Origin of the sequence: Enterococcus sp. DIV0175, from assembly GCF_050529075.1 — a bacterium.
Taxonomy (GTDB): Bacteria; Bacillota; Bacilli; order Lactobacillales; family Enterococcaceae; genus Enterococcus_B; species Enterococcus_B thailandicus.
Genome location: NZ_CP172880.1, coordinates 1,504,806 through 1,522,000 on the forward strand (window position 1 = coordinate 1,504,806; position 17,195 = coordinate 1,522,000).

General features: G+C 38.2%; 13 protein-coding genes. 2 read left to right on the top strand and 11 right to left on the bottom strand.

Annotation, left to right across the window (positions count from 1 at the left end; translation table 11 throughout):
* Positions 1-82: 82 nt before the first annotated feature.
* The 7 genes from IGJ76_RS07085 to menB form a co-directional block, all read right to left on the bottom strand.
* Complete coding sequence (locus IGJ76_RS07085; protein ID WP_430596517.1) at positions 83-1,849, bottom strand: glycoside hydrolase family 13 protein; 1,767 nt, start codon at positions 1,847-1,849, stop codon at positions 83-85.
* A gap of 165 nt (positions 1,850-2,014) precedes the next feature.
* On the bottom strand, positions 2,015-3,121 hold the full coding sequence (gene menC, locus IGJ76_RS07090; protein ID WP_270492623.1) for an o-succinylbenzoate synthase: 1,107 nt from the start codon (positions 3,119-3,121) through the stop codon (positions 2,015-2,017).
* A 13-nt stretch (positions 3,122-3,134) separates the two neighbouring features.
* Positions 3,135-3,959 (bottom strand): 2-succinyl-6-hydroxy-2,4-cyclohexadiene-1-carboxylate synthase, encoded by an 825-nt coding sequence (menH, locus tag IGJ76_RS07095; RefSeq protein WP_430596518.1) that lies wholly within the window; start codon positions 3,957-3,959, stop codon positions 3,135-3,137.
* Positions 3,952-5,679, bottom strand: a complete 1,728-nt coding sequence (gene menD, locus IGJ76_RS07100) for a 2-succinyl-5-enolpyruvyl-6-hydroxy-3-cyclohexene-1-carboxylic-acid synthase (protein ID WP_430596519.1) — start codon at positions 5,677-5,679, stop codon at positions 3,952-3,954. Before menD ends, menH begins: the two co-directional genes overlap by 8 nt.
* Positions 5,669-7,051 carry an isochorismate synthase gene (locus IGJ76_RS07105; RefSeq protein WP_430596520.1) on the bottom strand — a complete coding sequence of 461 codons (1,383 nt, stop codon included), beginning with the start codon at positions 7,049-7,051 and terminating at the stop codon, positions 5,669-5,671. The genes menD and IGJ76_RS07105 overlap by 11 nt, the downstream gene beginning before the upstream one ends.
* Positions 7,032-8,546, bottom strand: coding sequence for an o-succinylbenzoate--CoA ligase (menE, locus tag IGJ76_RS07110; RefSeq protein ID WP_430596521.1), 1,515 nt, complete (start codon positions 8,544-8,546; stop codon positions 7,032-7,034). Before menE ends, IGJ76_RS07105 begins: the two co-directional genes overlap by 20 nt.
* Positions 8,491-9,306 (bottom strand): 1,4-dihydroxy-2-naphthoyl-CoA synthase, encoded by an 816-nt coding sequence (gene menB, locus IGJ76_RS07115; RefSeq protein ID WP_430596522.1) that lies wholly within the window; start codon positions 9,304-9,306, stop codon positions 8,491-8,493. The genes menE and menB overlap by 56 nt, the downstream gene beginning before the upstream one ends.
* A 118-nt stretch (positions 9,307-9,424) precedes the next feature.
* Between menB and IGJ76_RS07120 the strand changes: the two genes are divergently transcribed.
* Positions 9,425-9,784 carry a PaaI family thioesterase gene (locus tag IGJ76_RS07120; RefSeq protein ID WP_067482170.1) on the top strand — a complete coding sequence of 120 codons (360 nt, stop codon included), beginning with the start codon at positions 9,425-9,427 and terminating at the stop codon, positions 9,782-9,784.
* A 57-nt stretch (positions 9,785-9,841) separates the two neighbouring features.
* Here the strand turns inward: IGJ76_RS07120 and IGJ76_RS07125 are convergent, their stop codons facing one another.
* Positions 9,842-11,083: an MFS transporter gene (locus tag IGJ76_RS07125; protein WP_067482172.1), complete on the bottom strand. Its 1,242-nt coding sequence runs from the start codon at positions 11,081-11,083 to the stop codon at positions 9,842-9,844.
* 150 nt (positions 11,084-11,233) lie between these two features.
* The gene (locus IGJ76_RS07130) at positions 11,234-11,701 is read right to left on the bottom strand and encodes a MarR family transcriptional regulator (protein ID WP_067482174.1); all 468 of its coding nucleotides are present in this window, start codon (positions 11,699-11,701) and stop codon (positions 11,234-11,236) included.
* A gap of 207 nt (positions 11,702-11,908) precedes the next feature.
* Between IGJ76_RS07130 and IGJ76_RS07135 the strand changes: the two genes are divergently transcribed.
* Positions 11,909-12,757, top strand: coding sequence for a YitT family protein (locus IGJ76_RS07135; RefSeq protein ID WP_067482176.1), 849 nt, complete (start codon positions 11,909-11,911; stop codon positions 12,755-12,757).
* Between the two features lie 141 nt (positions 12,758-12,898).
* Here the strand turns inward: IGJ76_RS07135 and IGJ76_RS07140 are convergent, their stop codons facing one another.
* On the bottom strand, positions 12,899-13,858 hold the full coding sequence (locus IGJ76_RS07140; RefSeq protein WP_067482178.1) for a LacI family DNA-binding transcriptional regulator: 960 nt from the start codon (positions 13,856-13,858) through the stop codon (positions 12,899-12,901).
* A 14-nt stretch (positions 13,859-13,872) separates the two neighbouring features.
* Positions 13,873-17,184 carry a GH36-type glycosyl hydrolase domain-containing protein gene (locus tag IGJ76_RS07145; RefSeq protein WP_430596843.1) on the bottom strand — a complete coding sequence of 1,104 codons (3,312 nt, stop codon included), beginning with the start codon at positions 17,182-17,184 and terminating at the stop codon, positions 13,873-13,875.
* Between the last annotated feature and the right edge of the window lie 11 nt (positions 17,185-17,195).

The window sequence follows — 17,195 nt, forward strand, 5'->3', positions numbered from 1 at the left end:
TTCTGTTTTCTTACTAAAATCATTATACTGTTATTAAAAATATTAGTGCAACCGCTTTCTCTTTGTTACCGGTAACAAAATATCAGCAGCTAAGAATAAACCCATGTGGTTGGATCTCAATTTTTTCATCTTTCAAGACATGAACACCTTGTGAAAAAAGTACTTCACTTGGTTGGTCTACGACATACACGTTCTCTGATTCATTAAAAATGGCTTGAACTTTTTGTTGATCTAGTTGTCGAGCAAACGAAATAATTCCTTGTGTTTCAGGTGATGTTTTCCACAAAGTTTCTCCCTCGGATAAAATCAAATGCAACCGTTTGCGCAAATGAATAAGTTCTTTCATAAAGGCAAAAAGTTCCAAGTCTTGCTTTTCTTCGTCCCAAATCATACATTTCCGACAATCAGGATCATCATGTCCTGTTAAACCAATTTCTGTTCCATAGTAAATACAAGGTGAACCTTTTTGTAAAAACATGAACGTCATGACAGCTTTCAGCAACTCTTTATTTTCTTCACACATCGTGAGAATTCGCGCTGTGTCATGGGAATCCAATAAATTGAAAGTTCCTTCATTGACTTGGTCTCGGTAAAGCATTTGTTGTTGATTCATTCCGCTAATCATTTGCGAAACACTGATTTTCTTTTTCACAAAATAATCTTTGATTGAATCTGTAAATGCATAATTCATTACTGCGTGAAATTCATCTCCCTGTAACCAAGCTTGTGAAGAATGCCAGATTTCACCCAAAATATAGATATCGGGTTTTGCCTCAGTGACTGCTGTATAGAATTTCTTCCAGAAGTGATGATCGACTTCATTTGCTACATCTAATCGCCAACCATCGATATCGAATTCTTCGATCCAATAAGTCGCAATCTTTAAAAGATGTGCTTGCACTTCAGAATTTGCCGTATTTAGCTTAGGCATATGTGGCGTAAATGCAAACGTATCATACGAAAGATGTTCTGCTGTTTCTGGCACCTCTGTCAACCGGTAATCGTCCACTGGAAAGGAATGAATATGAAACCAATCTTTATAAATCGACTCTTCACCGTTTTTAATTACGTCTTGCCATTGTGGTGAATCATCGCCCATATGGTTGAAAACAGCATCTAACATCACGCGAATTCCTCGTTGATGCGCTTGCTCAATTAATGTTTTAAATAATTTTTTATCACCGAAATGAGGATCAATCTCTAAATAGTCAATCGTGTCATATTTATGATTAGACGTTGCTTTAAAAACTGGACAGAAATAAATACCATTGATTCCTAAATCAACTAAGTAATCCAGATGATCAACTACTCCTTGCAAATCACCGCCAAAAAAATCATCCCGATCCGGCGCTTTACTTCCCCACGGTAATGTGTTTTCTGGATCGTTATTCGTATCTCCATTAGCAAAACGTTCTGGGAAAATTTGATACCAAACAGTTTCTTTCACCCATTCTGGCACTTTGAAACGATCAATTTCTTGAAAATAAGGCATTCTAAAGTACATGTTTGGTTCTGCTAAAAAGCGATTTTGATAAGGAAACACGCCTTGATCCCCATAAAAACATTCCGTTTCATCTTTGCCAATCACATGAAACCCATATTGGATTCTCCTTGTATCACTATGGACTTCAAGTTCCCAATAATCATGCACATTGGTACTTAATCCTTTTTTCATCGGCACTTCTTCTAAGTACCACTGTTCCGTCGTGAATGTGTATGGATCACCCTTTATCACAAATACTTTTTCGATATCATCTTTGCCAGTTCGTAGCCGCAAACGAAGTGTTTCTTTCGTATACAAATAAGCAAATTCGCTTTCTGGGCGATGATAAACTGCTGCTGTGTTCATGTATTTCCTCCTTTTTTACTTCTAAGATAATTTCACTATAAAAGAATCAAGCACGAAAGACAACGCTTTCAAAAATGTTAACGATAACAAGTTCTCTTGAAACAAAAAAATGTACGAAAACATTTTTTGTTTTCGTACATTCACTTACTGATTGCTTCAATGTTTTTATTGATAGGTTTGTTTCTGGTCACAAACTTGTTCAATCACTTGCCAATCTAACTCAACACCTAAACCAACTCCTTGAGGAACGACAATATTTCCTCTTTCCATTTTTGCCGGTTTCTTTATGACGTCTGCAGTGTAATAACGATCAGCAGCTGAGATATCACCAGGAAAAGTAAAGATATTTTGGCTAGCAAACTGTAAATTTAACGCTCGGCCAATTCCAGACTCGAACATTCCTCCAAGCCAAACTAGTAACTGATGTGTTTGACAAAAATCAACGATTCGTAGAGCTTCTGTGATTCCTCCCACGCGTGGAATCTTCAAATTGATTCCTTGACAACTTCCTAGCGTATAAGCGGTTTTCACATCCTCCAATGTCCGAATATTTTCATCTAAACAAATCTTTGTCTGAAGATGTTGTTGAAGTCTGGCATGATCGACAAAATCTCGTTGATGAAAAGGTTGCTCAATCATCGCTAAGTTCAATTGATCTAGTTGTTTAAATAACTCTAAATCAGCGAATGTATACGCTGAATTTGCGTCTGCCATCAGGGGAACATCTGGGAACTCTTCACGAATAGCACTTAGTGGCACAATGTCATAGCCCGGTTTGATTTTCACTTTGATTCGCTGATATCCTTGTTCAAGATAATTTGATACTTGTGCAATCAAATCCTCTGTTGTTGCATGAATCCCAACACTGACACCAACTGGGATTTCTGATTTGTGGCTGCCAAAATAACTTTGTAAACTTCGCTGTTCTCGTTTCGCAAACAAATCCCAAACGGCCGTTTCCAATGCTGATTTTGCCATAAAATTTCCTTGGACAGTTTGAAACAATGACCAAACATCCCCTACCTTTTGCAAATCAGCTTGAAATAGACGTGGCACTAATTGCTGTTCAATAAGTTGCCGATCCGCACCAATCGTTTCTTCGATATAATCAGGTTGTTCAAAAGAAACTAGCTCTCCGTATCCTTGATTGCCTAGCTCATCTTCTAAAATCAAAAGGTCTAACGCTTTTTCGTTAAGGACACCATAACTAGTTTGAAAAGGGGTAACTAACGGTAAACGTAGTTGGTACTGCTCAACTTTCATAATTTTCATCACATGTTCCTCACTAACAGTGCGTTTTTCTTTTTGCTAACCATTGAGACAATTTGTTCGCAAAAGCTTGTGACTGTTCCAGATGCACACAGTGACCACTATCAGGAATAACTGTCAATGTCGAATGTGGCAGTTGTTGACACAACGTATCCCCAATAGCAAGAAATTTTGGATCTTGTTCCCCTACCACGTATAGAACTGGTTGCTTTAACTCTTCTAATTCCAACCAATAATTTTTTTGTACACCTGTCCCCATAAACCACAAACTCATTGCCAAACCAAATTTATTTTGACTCAATCGCTCATCTCGAATCTTTTTTTGTATTTCTTTCGGTAATTTTTTTTGGCTAGAAAATAACGGAAGATTTTGCCAAAAATCTACAAAATCAACGAGTGGTTCACGCCATAGCCTGAGCGCTAATCGTTGGTCAGACTCTTTTCGCTGTTTTCTTTCTTGCTCGTCTACAATTCCAGGAGTTCCAGCTTCTAAAATGACACCAAGAAGTTTACTTGGATGCTCAATCGCCCAAGCTAATGCGACTCTTGCCCCCATAGAATAGCCTAAAACATACCATTGGTTAATTCCTAATTCCTGTATCAACTGATTGAGGTCCTTCACTATTTCGGACAATTGATAACGCCACGGATGTACAAAAATACTTGATTCACCATGGCCAAGCAAATCAATGAACAGGAAATTATATATTGGATCTTGAAGCAACTGAAACGTTTGCCTCGTTCCAGTGAAACCATGCAAGCAAACAATCGTCTCCTTTGAAGGATCATATTTTTGTTGCCAGCTATACGCATATTTTACGCCACGAATGATCTTATTCATTTATTTCACCGATTTTTTCTCGGTATTCAGCTACTACCTCTTGCCAAAACTGCACTGGTTCATCTTGATTTCCTGCAATCTCAATCAATGTCCAACGATCAGCAAACCGACTTTTCTCGATTGCAAATTCAAATTCAGCTAAGGAAGTTGGTTTGATATACTGGCCATCGTATAAATCAGCCACTTTTGCAAAATCCAATGAAAGTGGTGTCTCAAATAACGGAGTAAAATCTGTTTTATCCAATTGTTTTTGTGGTAAAAAAGAAAAGATTCCGCCACCATTATTATTGAGTAATACAATTGTAACTGGTAACTTCAATGAACGGATCATTTGCAATCCATTCATATCATGAAAAAGTGCCAAGTCCCCAATCAATAAATAAGTCCGTTGTATCGTAGCAGCTGAAATACCGGCTGCCGTTGAAACAATGCCGTCAATTCCATTGATTCCACGATTACCAAATACTGGATAAGAAGTGACGCTACTCATTGCATAACGGTCTACAAAACGAATGGCATTACTGTTTGATAAAAAAAGTTGTTCATCAGCATAAAGTAACTCACTCAATTTCAAGCTGGCACTACTTTCATTGAAAGACTGTGTCAGGGTTTCTTTTTGAAGTACGACTTGTGCTGTTTCTTCAGCTTGCTTCCATCCATTTAGCCAGCTTGAATGCTTTTGTTTTTCTATCGAATCCACAGCTAGGGCTGATTGACAAAAAACGGAAATCGTGAAAGGTAAAAAGTAATTGGTTACGTGTAATAAGTCTTGCCACTGCTCCTGCTCATCGACTAACACAAAAGTCGTCGTTTCTCTAGTTAGTTTTTGTAAATACAGCATGACATTTTTCGTAACTGGTAGCCGACCAAAACGAATTACTACTTCTGGCTGTTCCACCTTTCTACTAGAGAAAATCAACTCGGCATGCTTCAAGTAATTCTCACTTTGACTACCACAGGTTGCTAAATTAGTTAGCGGATCGCCAATAATCGGCCAGCCCAAATACTCTGCAAGCTGGATCAACAATTGTGCTTCTGTTACACTCACTTCATTTCCAACAATCAATAATCCTTTTTTTTCCAACCAATCTGAAAGCTCTGGTATTGATTGGACTGCTTCTTCAGTTTTCGTCAATTTTTCACTCTTAAAAGATTTTTCTAACTGAAAATCTAAATCTGGTAGCAATGGCTCACGAAAAGGTAAATTGGCATGAACAGGCCCCATTGGTATTTGTTGAGCAGTATATCCTAGCTGGACACCTTGCCAATAACTATAACGTTGCATTGACTCCGAGCCTTCCGGAACAGCTAACTCCACAAATTTTTTCACATGGGTCCGATAAAGCTCCTGTTGATTCATCGTTTGAGGTGCACCCACTTCACGTAGTTCTGGCGGGCGGTCTGCAGTTAAAACAACCAATGGATGATTGGTTTCTTTGGCCTCACAAATTGCTGGATAATAATTTGCTGCCGCTGTCCCAGATGTACATAACAAGGCAACTAGTTCTTTTTTTGATCCTTTAGCTAAGCCTAAGGCAAAAAAACCCGCAGAGCGCTCGTCAACGTCAACGTAACATTCAACTTCAGGATCGCGAAAAAGCAATAGTGCTAGAGGTGTAGAGCGTGAACCAGGACTAATGACTACTTTCGTTAACCCACCTTCTTTTAAGCCTTGAATAAAAGCTAACAGATAACTAGTTGTTTCTTGTTTACTCGTCATTGCCTTTCACCCCTCTAATCATTGGTTGAAATTTCAACCTTGTTTCCAATCGTTCTGCTTCTGGATCTGAATCATCAACAATTCCACAGCCAGCATATAATAAGCCTTGATTTCCGCTAAAAATACCTGAACGAATCCCCACTGCAAACTCACCGACATCTTCGGTTAAGTCAAGCCAACCAATTGGTGCGCCATAAAGTCCTCGTCCGGCGACTTCTTTTTCCGCCAGCCAACGTAAAGCCTCTGCCTTAGGCTCTCCACCTAATGCAGGCGTTGGATGCAATTCTCGAACAACATCTAGCAAACTAGTTTGCCCTTTCCTAGAACCTTTGACAGTTACAAATAAATGCTGAATGTCTCGGTTTTTTAAAAGACTCTTATCTGAAACAAGCAATTCACCTTGCGTAAAATCTTTTAGCTGCTTTTTGATTCGTTCGACTACCACTTGATGTTCATATGAGTTTTTAGCGTCTTTTAAAAGTTTCAAACTATTTTCCTGGTCTTCTGTTTGATTTTTCCCTCGTGAAATTGAACCTGCAATGCCCGCTGTTGCAAACATCGTTCTGCTTGCTTCAACAAGTCGTTCAGGCGTTGCTCCGACGAAAGCTTGCTGTTTGTCCTCCAAGGCAAAAACATAAGTATTTGGTTGTTGTCGCAATAAATTTTCGACAATTGTTTCGATTGAAAAAGACTTTCCCTTGAGTTCCATTTGACGTGCTAGAACAACCTTTCTGAGTTTAGCATTTGTTTTTTTGATTTCCTCCACGCTTTCATCAACCAAGGAAACAAACGCGCCAACGTTTCGTTCTTTCCTAACGACATTTGTGCATGAAGATTCGACAGGAGGGTGATCGAGTAAGTTCGCAACTTCATTTTCCAATGATTCAAAGTGTTTCTCAAGTCTTTTAAAAAACTCTGAGTCGCAAGTCTCTTTTTCTTGATGACAAGTTAGCGTGACTACGCAAAAATCCTCTCTTTGAGTAAACAAAATTTCAGGTAATACAAAGTAGCCATTTTCTAGCTTCCTCCAAAATGATTCTTTCGCGCCCTCACGGTCAAACGGGAACCCACCGAATAAGATAGGTGCTTCTTTTCGTTTACTCACCATGCAAAAACTTTTAAAAAACTCCTTCTTAAATCGCTCAATCGCTTCAAATTCTGTTTCCGCATTGAAAAACTGCTTCACTGTTCCTAACCCAATATAGCTTAAGTGACGGTCTGGGGTTTGCCAAAAAAAACGCGCACCACGGTAGTCGCTAGTTTTAGCAAATAACTGACCAAATTCTTGAGACGGAAGTTCATAACTATAACTGAAGTAGGCTTTCTCAGTTGAAGACACTTTTTCTTTCCAATTACTTAAGTTGATTTTCAATATAATTCACTCTTTCTTCTGTCAGAAATAGTCGTTTCAATGGTTTGCCACTCGCCGTTTTTGGAATACGCGACACACTAAAGACTTCACTAGGATGTTTAAACGTTGCTAACGGTTGTAAGACTCTGGCTAATTCATCACTTGTTAAATCAGCCATTTCTCTCACTACTAAATAGGCTACTGGTCGTTGTCCCCAGCGTTCGTCTCTTCGTCCTACCACCACGACTTCTTGGATCAACTCACTCTGGAGCAACGTAGATTCAATTTCTGCAGGATAAATGTTTTCGCCACCAGAGATAATCAATTCGCTCATCCGGCTATCCACATATAAAAAACCATCTTCATCCAGATGACCTAAATCCCCCGTTCTGAACCAGCCATCTTGTGTCCATGATTCTTCGTCGCGATAGTTTAAATAGTGACTAGCAATTGTCGGCCCTTTTAGTAAAATTTCTCCAGTAGTTTGCTGATCCTGGTTCGTTTCGATTTTCAACCTAGTTCCGGTCAACGGGACACCAGCAGAACCCAATTTTTCTGACGCTTTTTCTGGTGATAAAGCAACCACTTGTGAACAAGTTTCTGTCATTCCATAAGACTGGATTACCAATAGTTTTTTGACTACACATTCGCTTAACGTTTCCCGATCAACTGGCCCACCACCCAATAATAGTTTTGGTGCAGTAGCATACCCATTTTCCGGAACAAGCGGTAGAAGGTCTTTTAACGTTTTTGTCACAACAGAAAGACAGATTTCTTGCCCTTCCAATAGCTCTTCATGGATTCTTTCTGGAGAAAAATTCGTATGTAAACGAACACTAATACCCAACACTAATGAACGCAACAAGATTGCCAAACCACTAATATGATACAGAGGCAAACAACAAATCCAGCTCTCAGAAGCTGTCAGTTTCATGTTCATCTTGGTTGCGAAAGCGCTGGCACGATGATTCGCAAATGTTTGTGGCACTCCTTTTGGTTTCCCTGTCGTTCCAGATGTATACATAATAGAAGCAATTTTTTCCTCATCATAACCAGAATCATGATAGTCCAGTTGATCCACTACAGGCAATTGTGTTGGACTTGGAAATTCCAATAAAGAACTAGTTACGGAAATATGTGCATGTTCTGTAATCAGCCACTTAGTTTCAGCATCAGCTAATTGAAATGCAATCTCCTCCGATGTCAGGTGTGTGTTTAAGAACTGAACTTCAAGACCTAACTCCCACAAAGCCAAAATTGTCAAATAACATTGCTCTGAGTTTTGGCTATAAATGGCTACTCTTTTTTCGTTTTCAGGCAATTTTTGTGCAAAATAAGTCGCGTATCTTTGGACAAATTGGTTTAATGCAGCAAAAGACCACCTTTTATTTTCAAAATAAAAAGCTGGTCTAGTTGGATGAAGCTGTGCTTGTTGCTGCAACCAACTCCTTGGATGTAGCCTATGGGAATTTAGGGAATTGATCAAAATCTGGTTCTCGTTTTTCTTTAAAGGCATCGCGCCCTTCTTGTGCTTCATCCATAGTGTAATAAAGTAACGTTGCATCACCAGCAAGTTGTTGAATGCCAGCAAGGCCATCTGTATCAGCATTCATAGCAGCTTTAATCATGCGCAATGCCAATGGACTTTTTTTCAACATTTCTTCTGCCCATTCAATTGTCACATCTTCCACATCAGCTAGTGGAACCACCGTATTAATCCAATTCATTGCTAATGCTTCTTCAGCTGTATATTGTTTGGTCGTGAACCAAACTTCTTTTGCTTTTTTATGACCTACGACCCGCGCTAAATAACCTGCGCCATAGCCGCCATCAAAACTACCAACATTAGGACCCGTCTGCCCGAATTTGGCATTATCAGCCGCAATCGTTAAATCACAAACCAACTGCAATACATTTCCTCCACCAATTGACCAGCCCTTAACCATTGCAATTACTGGCTTGGGAATCACACGAATTAAGCGTTGTAAGTCAAGAACATTTAAACGTGGAACTTGATCGTCACCAACGTAACCCCCATTCCCTCGAACTTTTTGATCACCACCAGAACAAAATGCCTGATCCCCAGCGCCAGTTAAAATAATGACACCGATATCTTGACGTTCACGACTAATTGTAAAAGCGTCCATCATTTCAAAAACTGTTTTTGGGGTAAACGCATTATGAACCTCTGGGCGATTGATTGTGATTTTCGCGATTTTTCCATATTGTTCAAATAAAATTTCACTATATTCTTTAATTGTTTGCCATGTTCTCATAATTTTCCTCCTTCAATTCATCCTTTTTATTATACACAAGAACGAAAGAAAACGGTTAAAAATCCGCGGAATTTTTAGTATTCTGTTATACTAAGAAAAAGAACGGAGTGATATTTGTATGAATTTACTGGAACATTTACAAATCAAAACGCTAGAACTTTCTCCAGAAAAAGTTGTCTTATCTTTAGACATCCACGCCATTCATTTGCAACCTTATGGCTATCTACATGGCGGAATCAATGGCGTTTTGATTGAAACAGCTTGTAGCCTTGGCGCAAATCAACATTTAGAGCAACCTCATTTTGCTGTTGGTGTGGATCTACAAGTAAATCATCTCAATAAAGCACAGACGGGTACGTTAACTGTCATTGCTGTGCCAGACAAAGTTGGACGCTCTTTACAAGTTTGGCATGCAGACATTTTTTTAAATCAACAAACAAAAATCGCAGTCGGACGCTGTACCTTAGCTGTCAAATAAAACAGGTGAAGCTTTCAAGTTATTTTTGAAGAGCTTCACCTGTTTTCAGTAAAACGATTAATGTTTAACTATTACTGTTTGAATGGTTTGATACATCACTACAATTGCACAGAAAATCAAGAAAATCCCCATAACTGCTGGCGCAGAATGTCCCAGCGAGACATATAGCTGTCCACCAATCAATGGTCCGATAACTCTTGCTAACGATTGGATTGCTTGACTTCCACCTTGCACGCGTCCTTGTTCCTGTTGTGTAACTGCTTTAGATAAGAGGCCGTTGAACGCTGGCCCAAAAATTGAATCACCAAAACCAAAGATAAACATTCCGATAATAAATAAACTTGGTTGGTGAAAAATTGTCGAACAAGCAATCAATACATAGCCAACAATTTCAGCACTCATTCCTAAGGTAACAATTTGACGATCCGTGAGCCATTTTAGTAGTCGAGGCATGATTAAGCTTTGAGAAAAAATATCTTGAATACCAATTATTGAAAAAACTAAACCGATAACTGTCGGCTGCCAGTGAAAAGAATCAATCGTAAATTGAGAAAACACTGCTTGAAATGCACCGTTTGGAATCCAAAGCAAAAAACCGGCGAACAATAAACGACTGACTTGCTTAATGGAAAGAATATTTTTTAATTGGGTAAATGGATTTAAGCGACTAACAGGAACTGCGGTCAAGCGACTTTCTTTTGCTAAACTTTCTGGCATAAAGAAGTACCCAAATAAAAAATTGAGAAACGTTACAAAAGCACCGGCAAACATTGGAATTGCATAACCAAAATTAGCAAGTAAACCACCGATCGTTGGTCCGAATACGACACCAACACCGGTAACAGCACTAATCCAGCCAAAATATTTCGTTCGTTCCTCAGCTGGAGTGATATCTGAAAAATAGGCAAAAATCGTACCAATCGTCCCTCCCGTGAACCCTTCAATTATCCGACCAAGAAATAAAATCCAAAGTGCACCACCTAAACCAAATACTAAATAGCCAATTGTTGAACCTAACAAGCAAATCAGCAACACAACTCGTCGGCCAAAGCGATCGCTTAATGCACCTAATCCAGGAGCTGCCAGAAAAACACAAACAGCATATACAGAAGTCAGTGCTGTCACTGCAAGTGCTTGATTGGCTGGATTACTGATATAAGGTTGAACTAAAAATGGAATCACAGGTGAAACAATTGTAAAACCAATGCCTGAAAGAAAAACTGAGATCAAACCAAAAAGAAAAGCCTTTTGGTCGATTTGATTACGTGATTTGATCGTATTTTGTTGATTAGAAAACATAAAAAACTCCTTTGTTATAAATATCATATTGTGTCCCAGGCAACAAAATAATATTCTTTTTTGTGTCCTTGTCAACAATTTTTACGCAAAAAAATAGAGCGAATGATTCGCTCTATTTTCAGTCAACATTTTGCTCTCTAAATTTTCTTCTCACAAACCTAATTTCTCGATTTCCTGATTTAGATGTTGGTCATACTTTGCTAAAAAAAGCCCTAATTCTTCATACTGTTGTTCCGTCACTTGGTCAAAAATCACTTGGTCTCGTTGCTGAAATTCTTGATGTGTCCGTTCGTGCACTTCAAAAACTTCTTTTCCCTTCCCAGTCAATTTGAAATAAACTTCTTTTTTATTGTCAGGTTTTTGATAACTTTCGATATAGCCTTTTTTCACTAATTTTTTAGTTATTTTACTAATTGCACTTCTTGTCATAAATAATGAACTAGCAAGCTTAGTCACATTTGAGTCCTGATTTTTCCCGATGAATTCGATACAGTGGACTTCTGATGGCTGATAGCCTTCTAATCGTTTTTCCATTGTTAATTTGTTCAGCCACGCCATTTTGCTGAAAACATTTCTTGCTTTATCCATAACGGCTGCATTTGTTTCCTTTTTGCCCATTTCTAGCCCTCCCGTAAGCTTCTTCTCACCTAGTATAGTGATTTTTCGAAGTTGATTCAACTACATCCATTATTTTTCAAATCAAAAGAAATGTTCGCTATGCCTAAAAAAAAACACAAACCACAGTTAACATTACACAAAAATTAGGTTATAATGAACTACTTGAAAAAAAGGAATTAAAACAAAATGTGTTTAGGATGTGGATGAATGAGACAAACAAAAGATTTTATTTGGACTTACATAAAAATTCTTTTTGCTTTACTTATTTTAGGTGTAAGTATCAACTTATTTTTAGGCCCTCACCATGTAGCGGCTGGCGGTGTTAGTGGGCTAGGTATTTTATTTGAATCCGCTTTTGGAATGAATCGTGCTTTAGTTATTTTGGCTTTGAATAGTCTCATGCTAGTGCTTGCTATTCTCTTTTTAGGCAAAAAATTATTTTTAAAAGTTCTTTTTGGTAGCATCGTTTTTCCCCTTGTGATTGCCATCGTCCCTGAGACAATGGTGACCTCTGATCGCCTACTATCAGTTATTTTTGGTAGTGCCATTTTTGCCTTAGGTGTTGCGATTTTATACAACAACAACTCTTCTAGTGGTGGAACGACCATCCCTCCGTTAATCTTTAAAAAATATTTTCACTTGAATACATCCATTGGGTTGCTGTTAACTGACGCTGTGGTAGTCTCCTTAAACTTACTTATTTTCGGTTTTGAAGAATTTCTTTATGCCATTCTCTCCATTGTTATTACTTCAATTGTCATGACCTATATCGAAACTGGTCTCAATCGTAAGAAATCAATTATGATTATGAGTGAAGATTCATTAGAAGAAATCCGTATTCGTTTAACTGCGGAGATTGGTCGCGGTTTGACTTTATTAGAAGCAAAAGGCGGCTATAATCGAAAGCCTAAAGAAGTCTTACTGATTGTCACGACGGATCAGGAATTTACTCGGATCAAACCATTGATCAAAGAAATCGATCCAACTGCTTTCGTTATCGCAAATAATGTTGCTGAAGTTACAGGTAGTGGCTTCACCTATCATCCGATTGAATGATGAGCTTTTATGCTTTTTTTAAGGTTCATTCCTTATTATTAGGACATCCCAAAACTCCTAATTTTTTCATTTTCTTTTCTCAAAAAATAAGCAGAACTCATCTTTGGACACAAAGTAAGTTCTGCTTATTTTGATTTCTGTTTAGCTGAAGGAATCCCCATTGATAAACGTCGTGTAAATGTGCTCATCTTCTGTAGATTCGCCTTGGATCAATTGAATAATTTTTTCTGCTGCTAACATTCCCCAACGATGTTTAGAATATGAAATCGTTGCTAACGTTGGTGTTAAAAACTCACCAATTTCGATATGGTCAAACCCGATTATACGAACGTCTTTTCCTATTTCATACGGCGTTTCTTTGAAAAATTTATACACACCTACCGCCATTTCATCATTGAAAGCAAAAATATCAATTGGAAAATCCGGTTGGCTAGCTACGATTTCTTTGGCTGCTTGATACCCAGATGGCTCTGTAAAATCCCCCTCAATTGTTTGATAATCAATACCAAATCGTTGAAGCTCTTTTGTACTTGCAGCTAAACGTTGCTGACTATCATATGCTTTTGTTGAACCCGTAATCAGATGAACAAATTTCGTCTGTTTTGCAACCATTTCACCTACTGCCAGTGTTGCTCCACCTTTATTATCTAACAATACTTTCCGAACATGTTCATGAGAAAGTTTACGATCCAACACAACGATTGAATGTCCCCGTTGTGCAAACTGTAAAATTTCCTGTGAATCAAATGTCCAATCTAAAATGATTGCACCGTCGACCATTCGTTCAGGAATGAATAAATGAGATTTCTCACCACTACAAACAATCATCTCAAAGTCATAAAATGCTAAGCCTTTTTTGATTCCATCTAATAATTCACCATAAAAACTGCCACCATAATCTGCTAAATAAACACCAATAATATTTGTTTGTTGTCTTTTTAATGTACGAGCAGCCATATTAGGAACGTAGTTTAATTCATCCGCAATTGCTTTGATTCTTTCTCTCGTTTCTTCCGTCACCTTTTGGCTACCATTTAAAGCGTACGAAACAGTAGAGATGGATACCCCTGCTTTTTTTGCGATATCTTTAATTCCCACCATGTTGCTCTCATCTCCTAACAATAGATATCAATTCGATTTGTTGCTTGTAAATGCGCTATAATCGCCTGGTTAGATACTTTCAAGCCACCCGTTCGATACGGATTTTTTTCATGTTCAACTGGCAACTCTTGCTGGTTCAACATCACTTTTGATTCACCTGAACCTAAATGGTAATGAATAGTGACTGGTTTTCCTAGCAATTGATAGCGAAGGCTTAATTGGTCCAGCTCAGTTGGCAATACTGGATCGAAGGTTACGCTCTGACTTGTTTCTCGAATACCTAAAACACTTGAGATCAATTGGCCTAAATAAATTCCCGGACCACTTGAATAAATGCGCCAGCCACCTTTTACTGGTACACTTCCATCTTTCAGTTTACCAAAGTTTGATTCCGCTTCATACCTTGTTTTAAAATCTCCATCAGAACTACTGAAATAGACATTTGCTTGTCGTAATTTTGCATGCTTCACTTGGTTCGTTATTCCGATAGGATTAATAATATTGAGTGCATGCCAAGTTTCTTCTGTCTTGCCTAATTTCGCCATGGCTTCTGTAAAACGAATGTGTGCATGCACATATTGTAACCCAATTTCTCTCCCAAAATTGGCAGATTGTTCTGCCCGTTTGAAGTTCGTACTTACACCACCTTGATAAGCCGCTGGGCGATTCATCAACCGAACACCATCAGGAAATTGTAAGTGTTTTTTGATAATGGCTAAATGATGTTCAGCCTGTTTTGGCGTCAGTAATTCAGCAATCATTCCTCTAGTCATTGGCAACAAACGATAATGAATGCCCGTTTTCTGATCATTTGGATGGATCATCAATTCTACTTCGTTTTGTGCGTCCATTCGGACAAAGCCTGGCAAAGTATCGGTTGTGAACATATATGTTTCATAATCCTGTTTTATTTTAGCAACTAATTCACTCAAATGCTGACTATAAGACTGATCGACCTCTCTCAGCAAAATACTTAACTTGTGCAGTACTTGATACGTCAAAGCGACTGTCCAGCTACTTGCCATTGATTTCTTTAATTGATTATCAAATGGTTGCAACGTATCATCCCAATCACCGTCACCGTAGCAAGACAAAGCTGTCCCAGGTAAAAAGTGGGATTCGATATAGGAAATTTCTTTTTTGATATGGTCTAATAGTGTCTCTGCTTCATTTGTTTTCAAAAAAGTTTTACGATCAGTATAAGTTATATTTTCGTTCAGAATGCCCCAATCACTCGTTTTATCCAAGTAATCTGCAACAACCTTCATTGGCCAAACGATTACATCTCCATGGCTTTCATCCGCTTTTTGTGTTTCGTAACGATCAAACATAAACCATTGCGGCCAGTTTCCATCATCAGAGAATTGGTTAGCATAAACTTTTTTGATAATGGACGCAACAACTTCTGGTCGATTCACAGCAAAGAAAAATTCAGTTGGTCCTTGCGAAACATCTCTGGTTCCCCAGGCAGCTCCGCCATATTGTTCTAACCCATGTGGAGATAAATAATGAACTAACATATTATGGGTGTACCAGCGTGCAATCAAATTCATTTGCTCAACTGTTTGTGTTTCATGCACTAATTCAAAGTTGTTTAATAACTCATTGATATATTCTGTATACTGTTGATCTTGTTCAGCAAGAGTTGTTGCTTTAGCTGCTTTAAATTCACCTGTTAGGCTTCCTTCAATTTTGACTGTTACTTCTGCTTGATTTTCAATTAGGAAAATAGTTAGTTTCTGGTCATTATTAGGACTAGCAAAAAACAGTGATTCGTCTGTTAGCTGAAACGGTTGATCCAAGGTGAAACGATAAGCTAGATTAGGATACGTTTGCTGTGTATCTGACTGTTTACTCCCTGTTACCGTCACCACTTGCTTGTTTTGCTCTAACTGATAAGTTGGTTGTGCTTCATCGGCACCCATCACTAGCTGGTTGGTAATCGCGAATGTATAGTTTTTCCCTTTCTGGCTGTGGATCTCTGTTCGGATTTCACGGCCGTCAACCACCGTATAAGTCGTAATGGTCAACAAATCGTCCTCTAATTTATAGTACCATTTAGCCGAATTCAGTCCCATCTCAAATAAAGAAGGCATTGTTAAAATCCGCCAATTTTCGCCCTGTTTCAAATAGATTCTTTGACCAGATTCCTTGATAACATTTAAAGCATTTCGACTATTACTCATCAATTTATTCATTGTCGTATTGCCTAAGACCACTTGGGAATTAAAAATTCCGGGCATATAAACAGTTGTACTTAATAAGGGGCAATCAACATCTAGCTCAGTTCCGCTTAATAAGATATGTCCATGCGTTCGCTCCATTGCTCGCTCTTTTGCTTTAGTAACGACATGATGATAATTGGTTGTAAAAAAGGAAAGTAACTGCTGATTTTCTTGTTCAACTTGTTCTTTCACAGGAAAGTACTTCAAAATTTCTTCTTTAGTCATCGTTTCACCAACAATTGGCTCGCCCAAATGTTTCGTTACTTGTTTTCCTTCAGTCCCCATAAACGAATGACCAAACGTTAATGAATGATACGAGGCTACAACTTCTGCTTTTGAAAAAGCTGGCTTTGTCACAGCCGTTGCTTGATTTGCCAGTGTCCCACCATAAAAAATAATTGTTTGTTTCTCTTGTGTAACTGTTATTTTTTCTGACTGCAACGCAACATAAGCAAATTCATATTGATAAACTTCATTTGCTAAAAATGGCTGGTTCAATGCTTCTGGCTGATTTGTTTCTTTATAACTCTGGCCAAAAAATTGATACCCATCTGTTGAAAAAGCAACAGCATTTGTTAAACTTCCTACTTCTACTAAAGGATAATTTTCCCCTTGAATTTGATTTTGGCGCGAAGAAATCACAAGTTTATCATCGACTTGGGTAATATGGTGATCCAAGTATTGTGACATATACGCCTCGTTTGAACGAACTGCTCCTGGTAACGCATTGCCTAAATCTTGTCCATAAATCACATCTGCTTGCTGTCCCGTTCCTTGCAAATTGACTTGCCAAAACCACAAGCCAGCGTTTGCTAATTGAAAGTCCACTTGATAACTAACTCCTGCAAATTGTCCTTTCCACACCAATTGATTCTCTTTTTGGAAAAACTGACTATGCGCATTCGACCCAATCATTGGCGCAAATAAAATAGTTTCTTCTTGATAAACTCTTAAATAAAGTTGAGTTAAACTACCATCTAAATAATTTCCCATTAGTTGGTTGATCATCATCCCATGACTTTCGATTTCTGCTAAATCACCTGTTGGCAGAAAAGAAAAATGGCTATTTTTTTCTGTCAAATCAATCATTTTTTGTGTCATCATCTAATCTT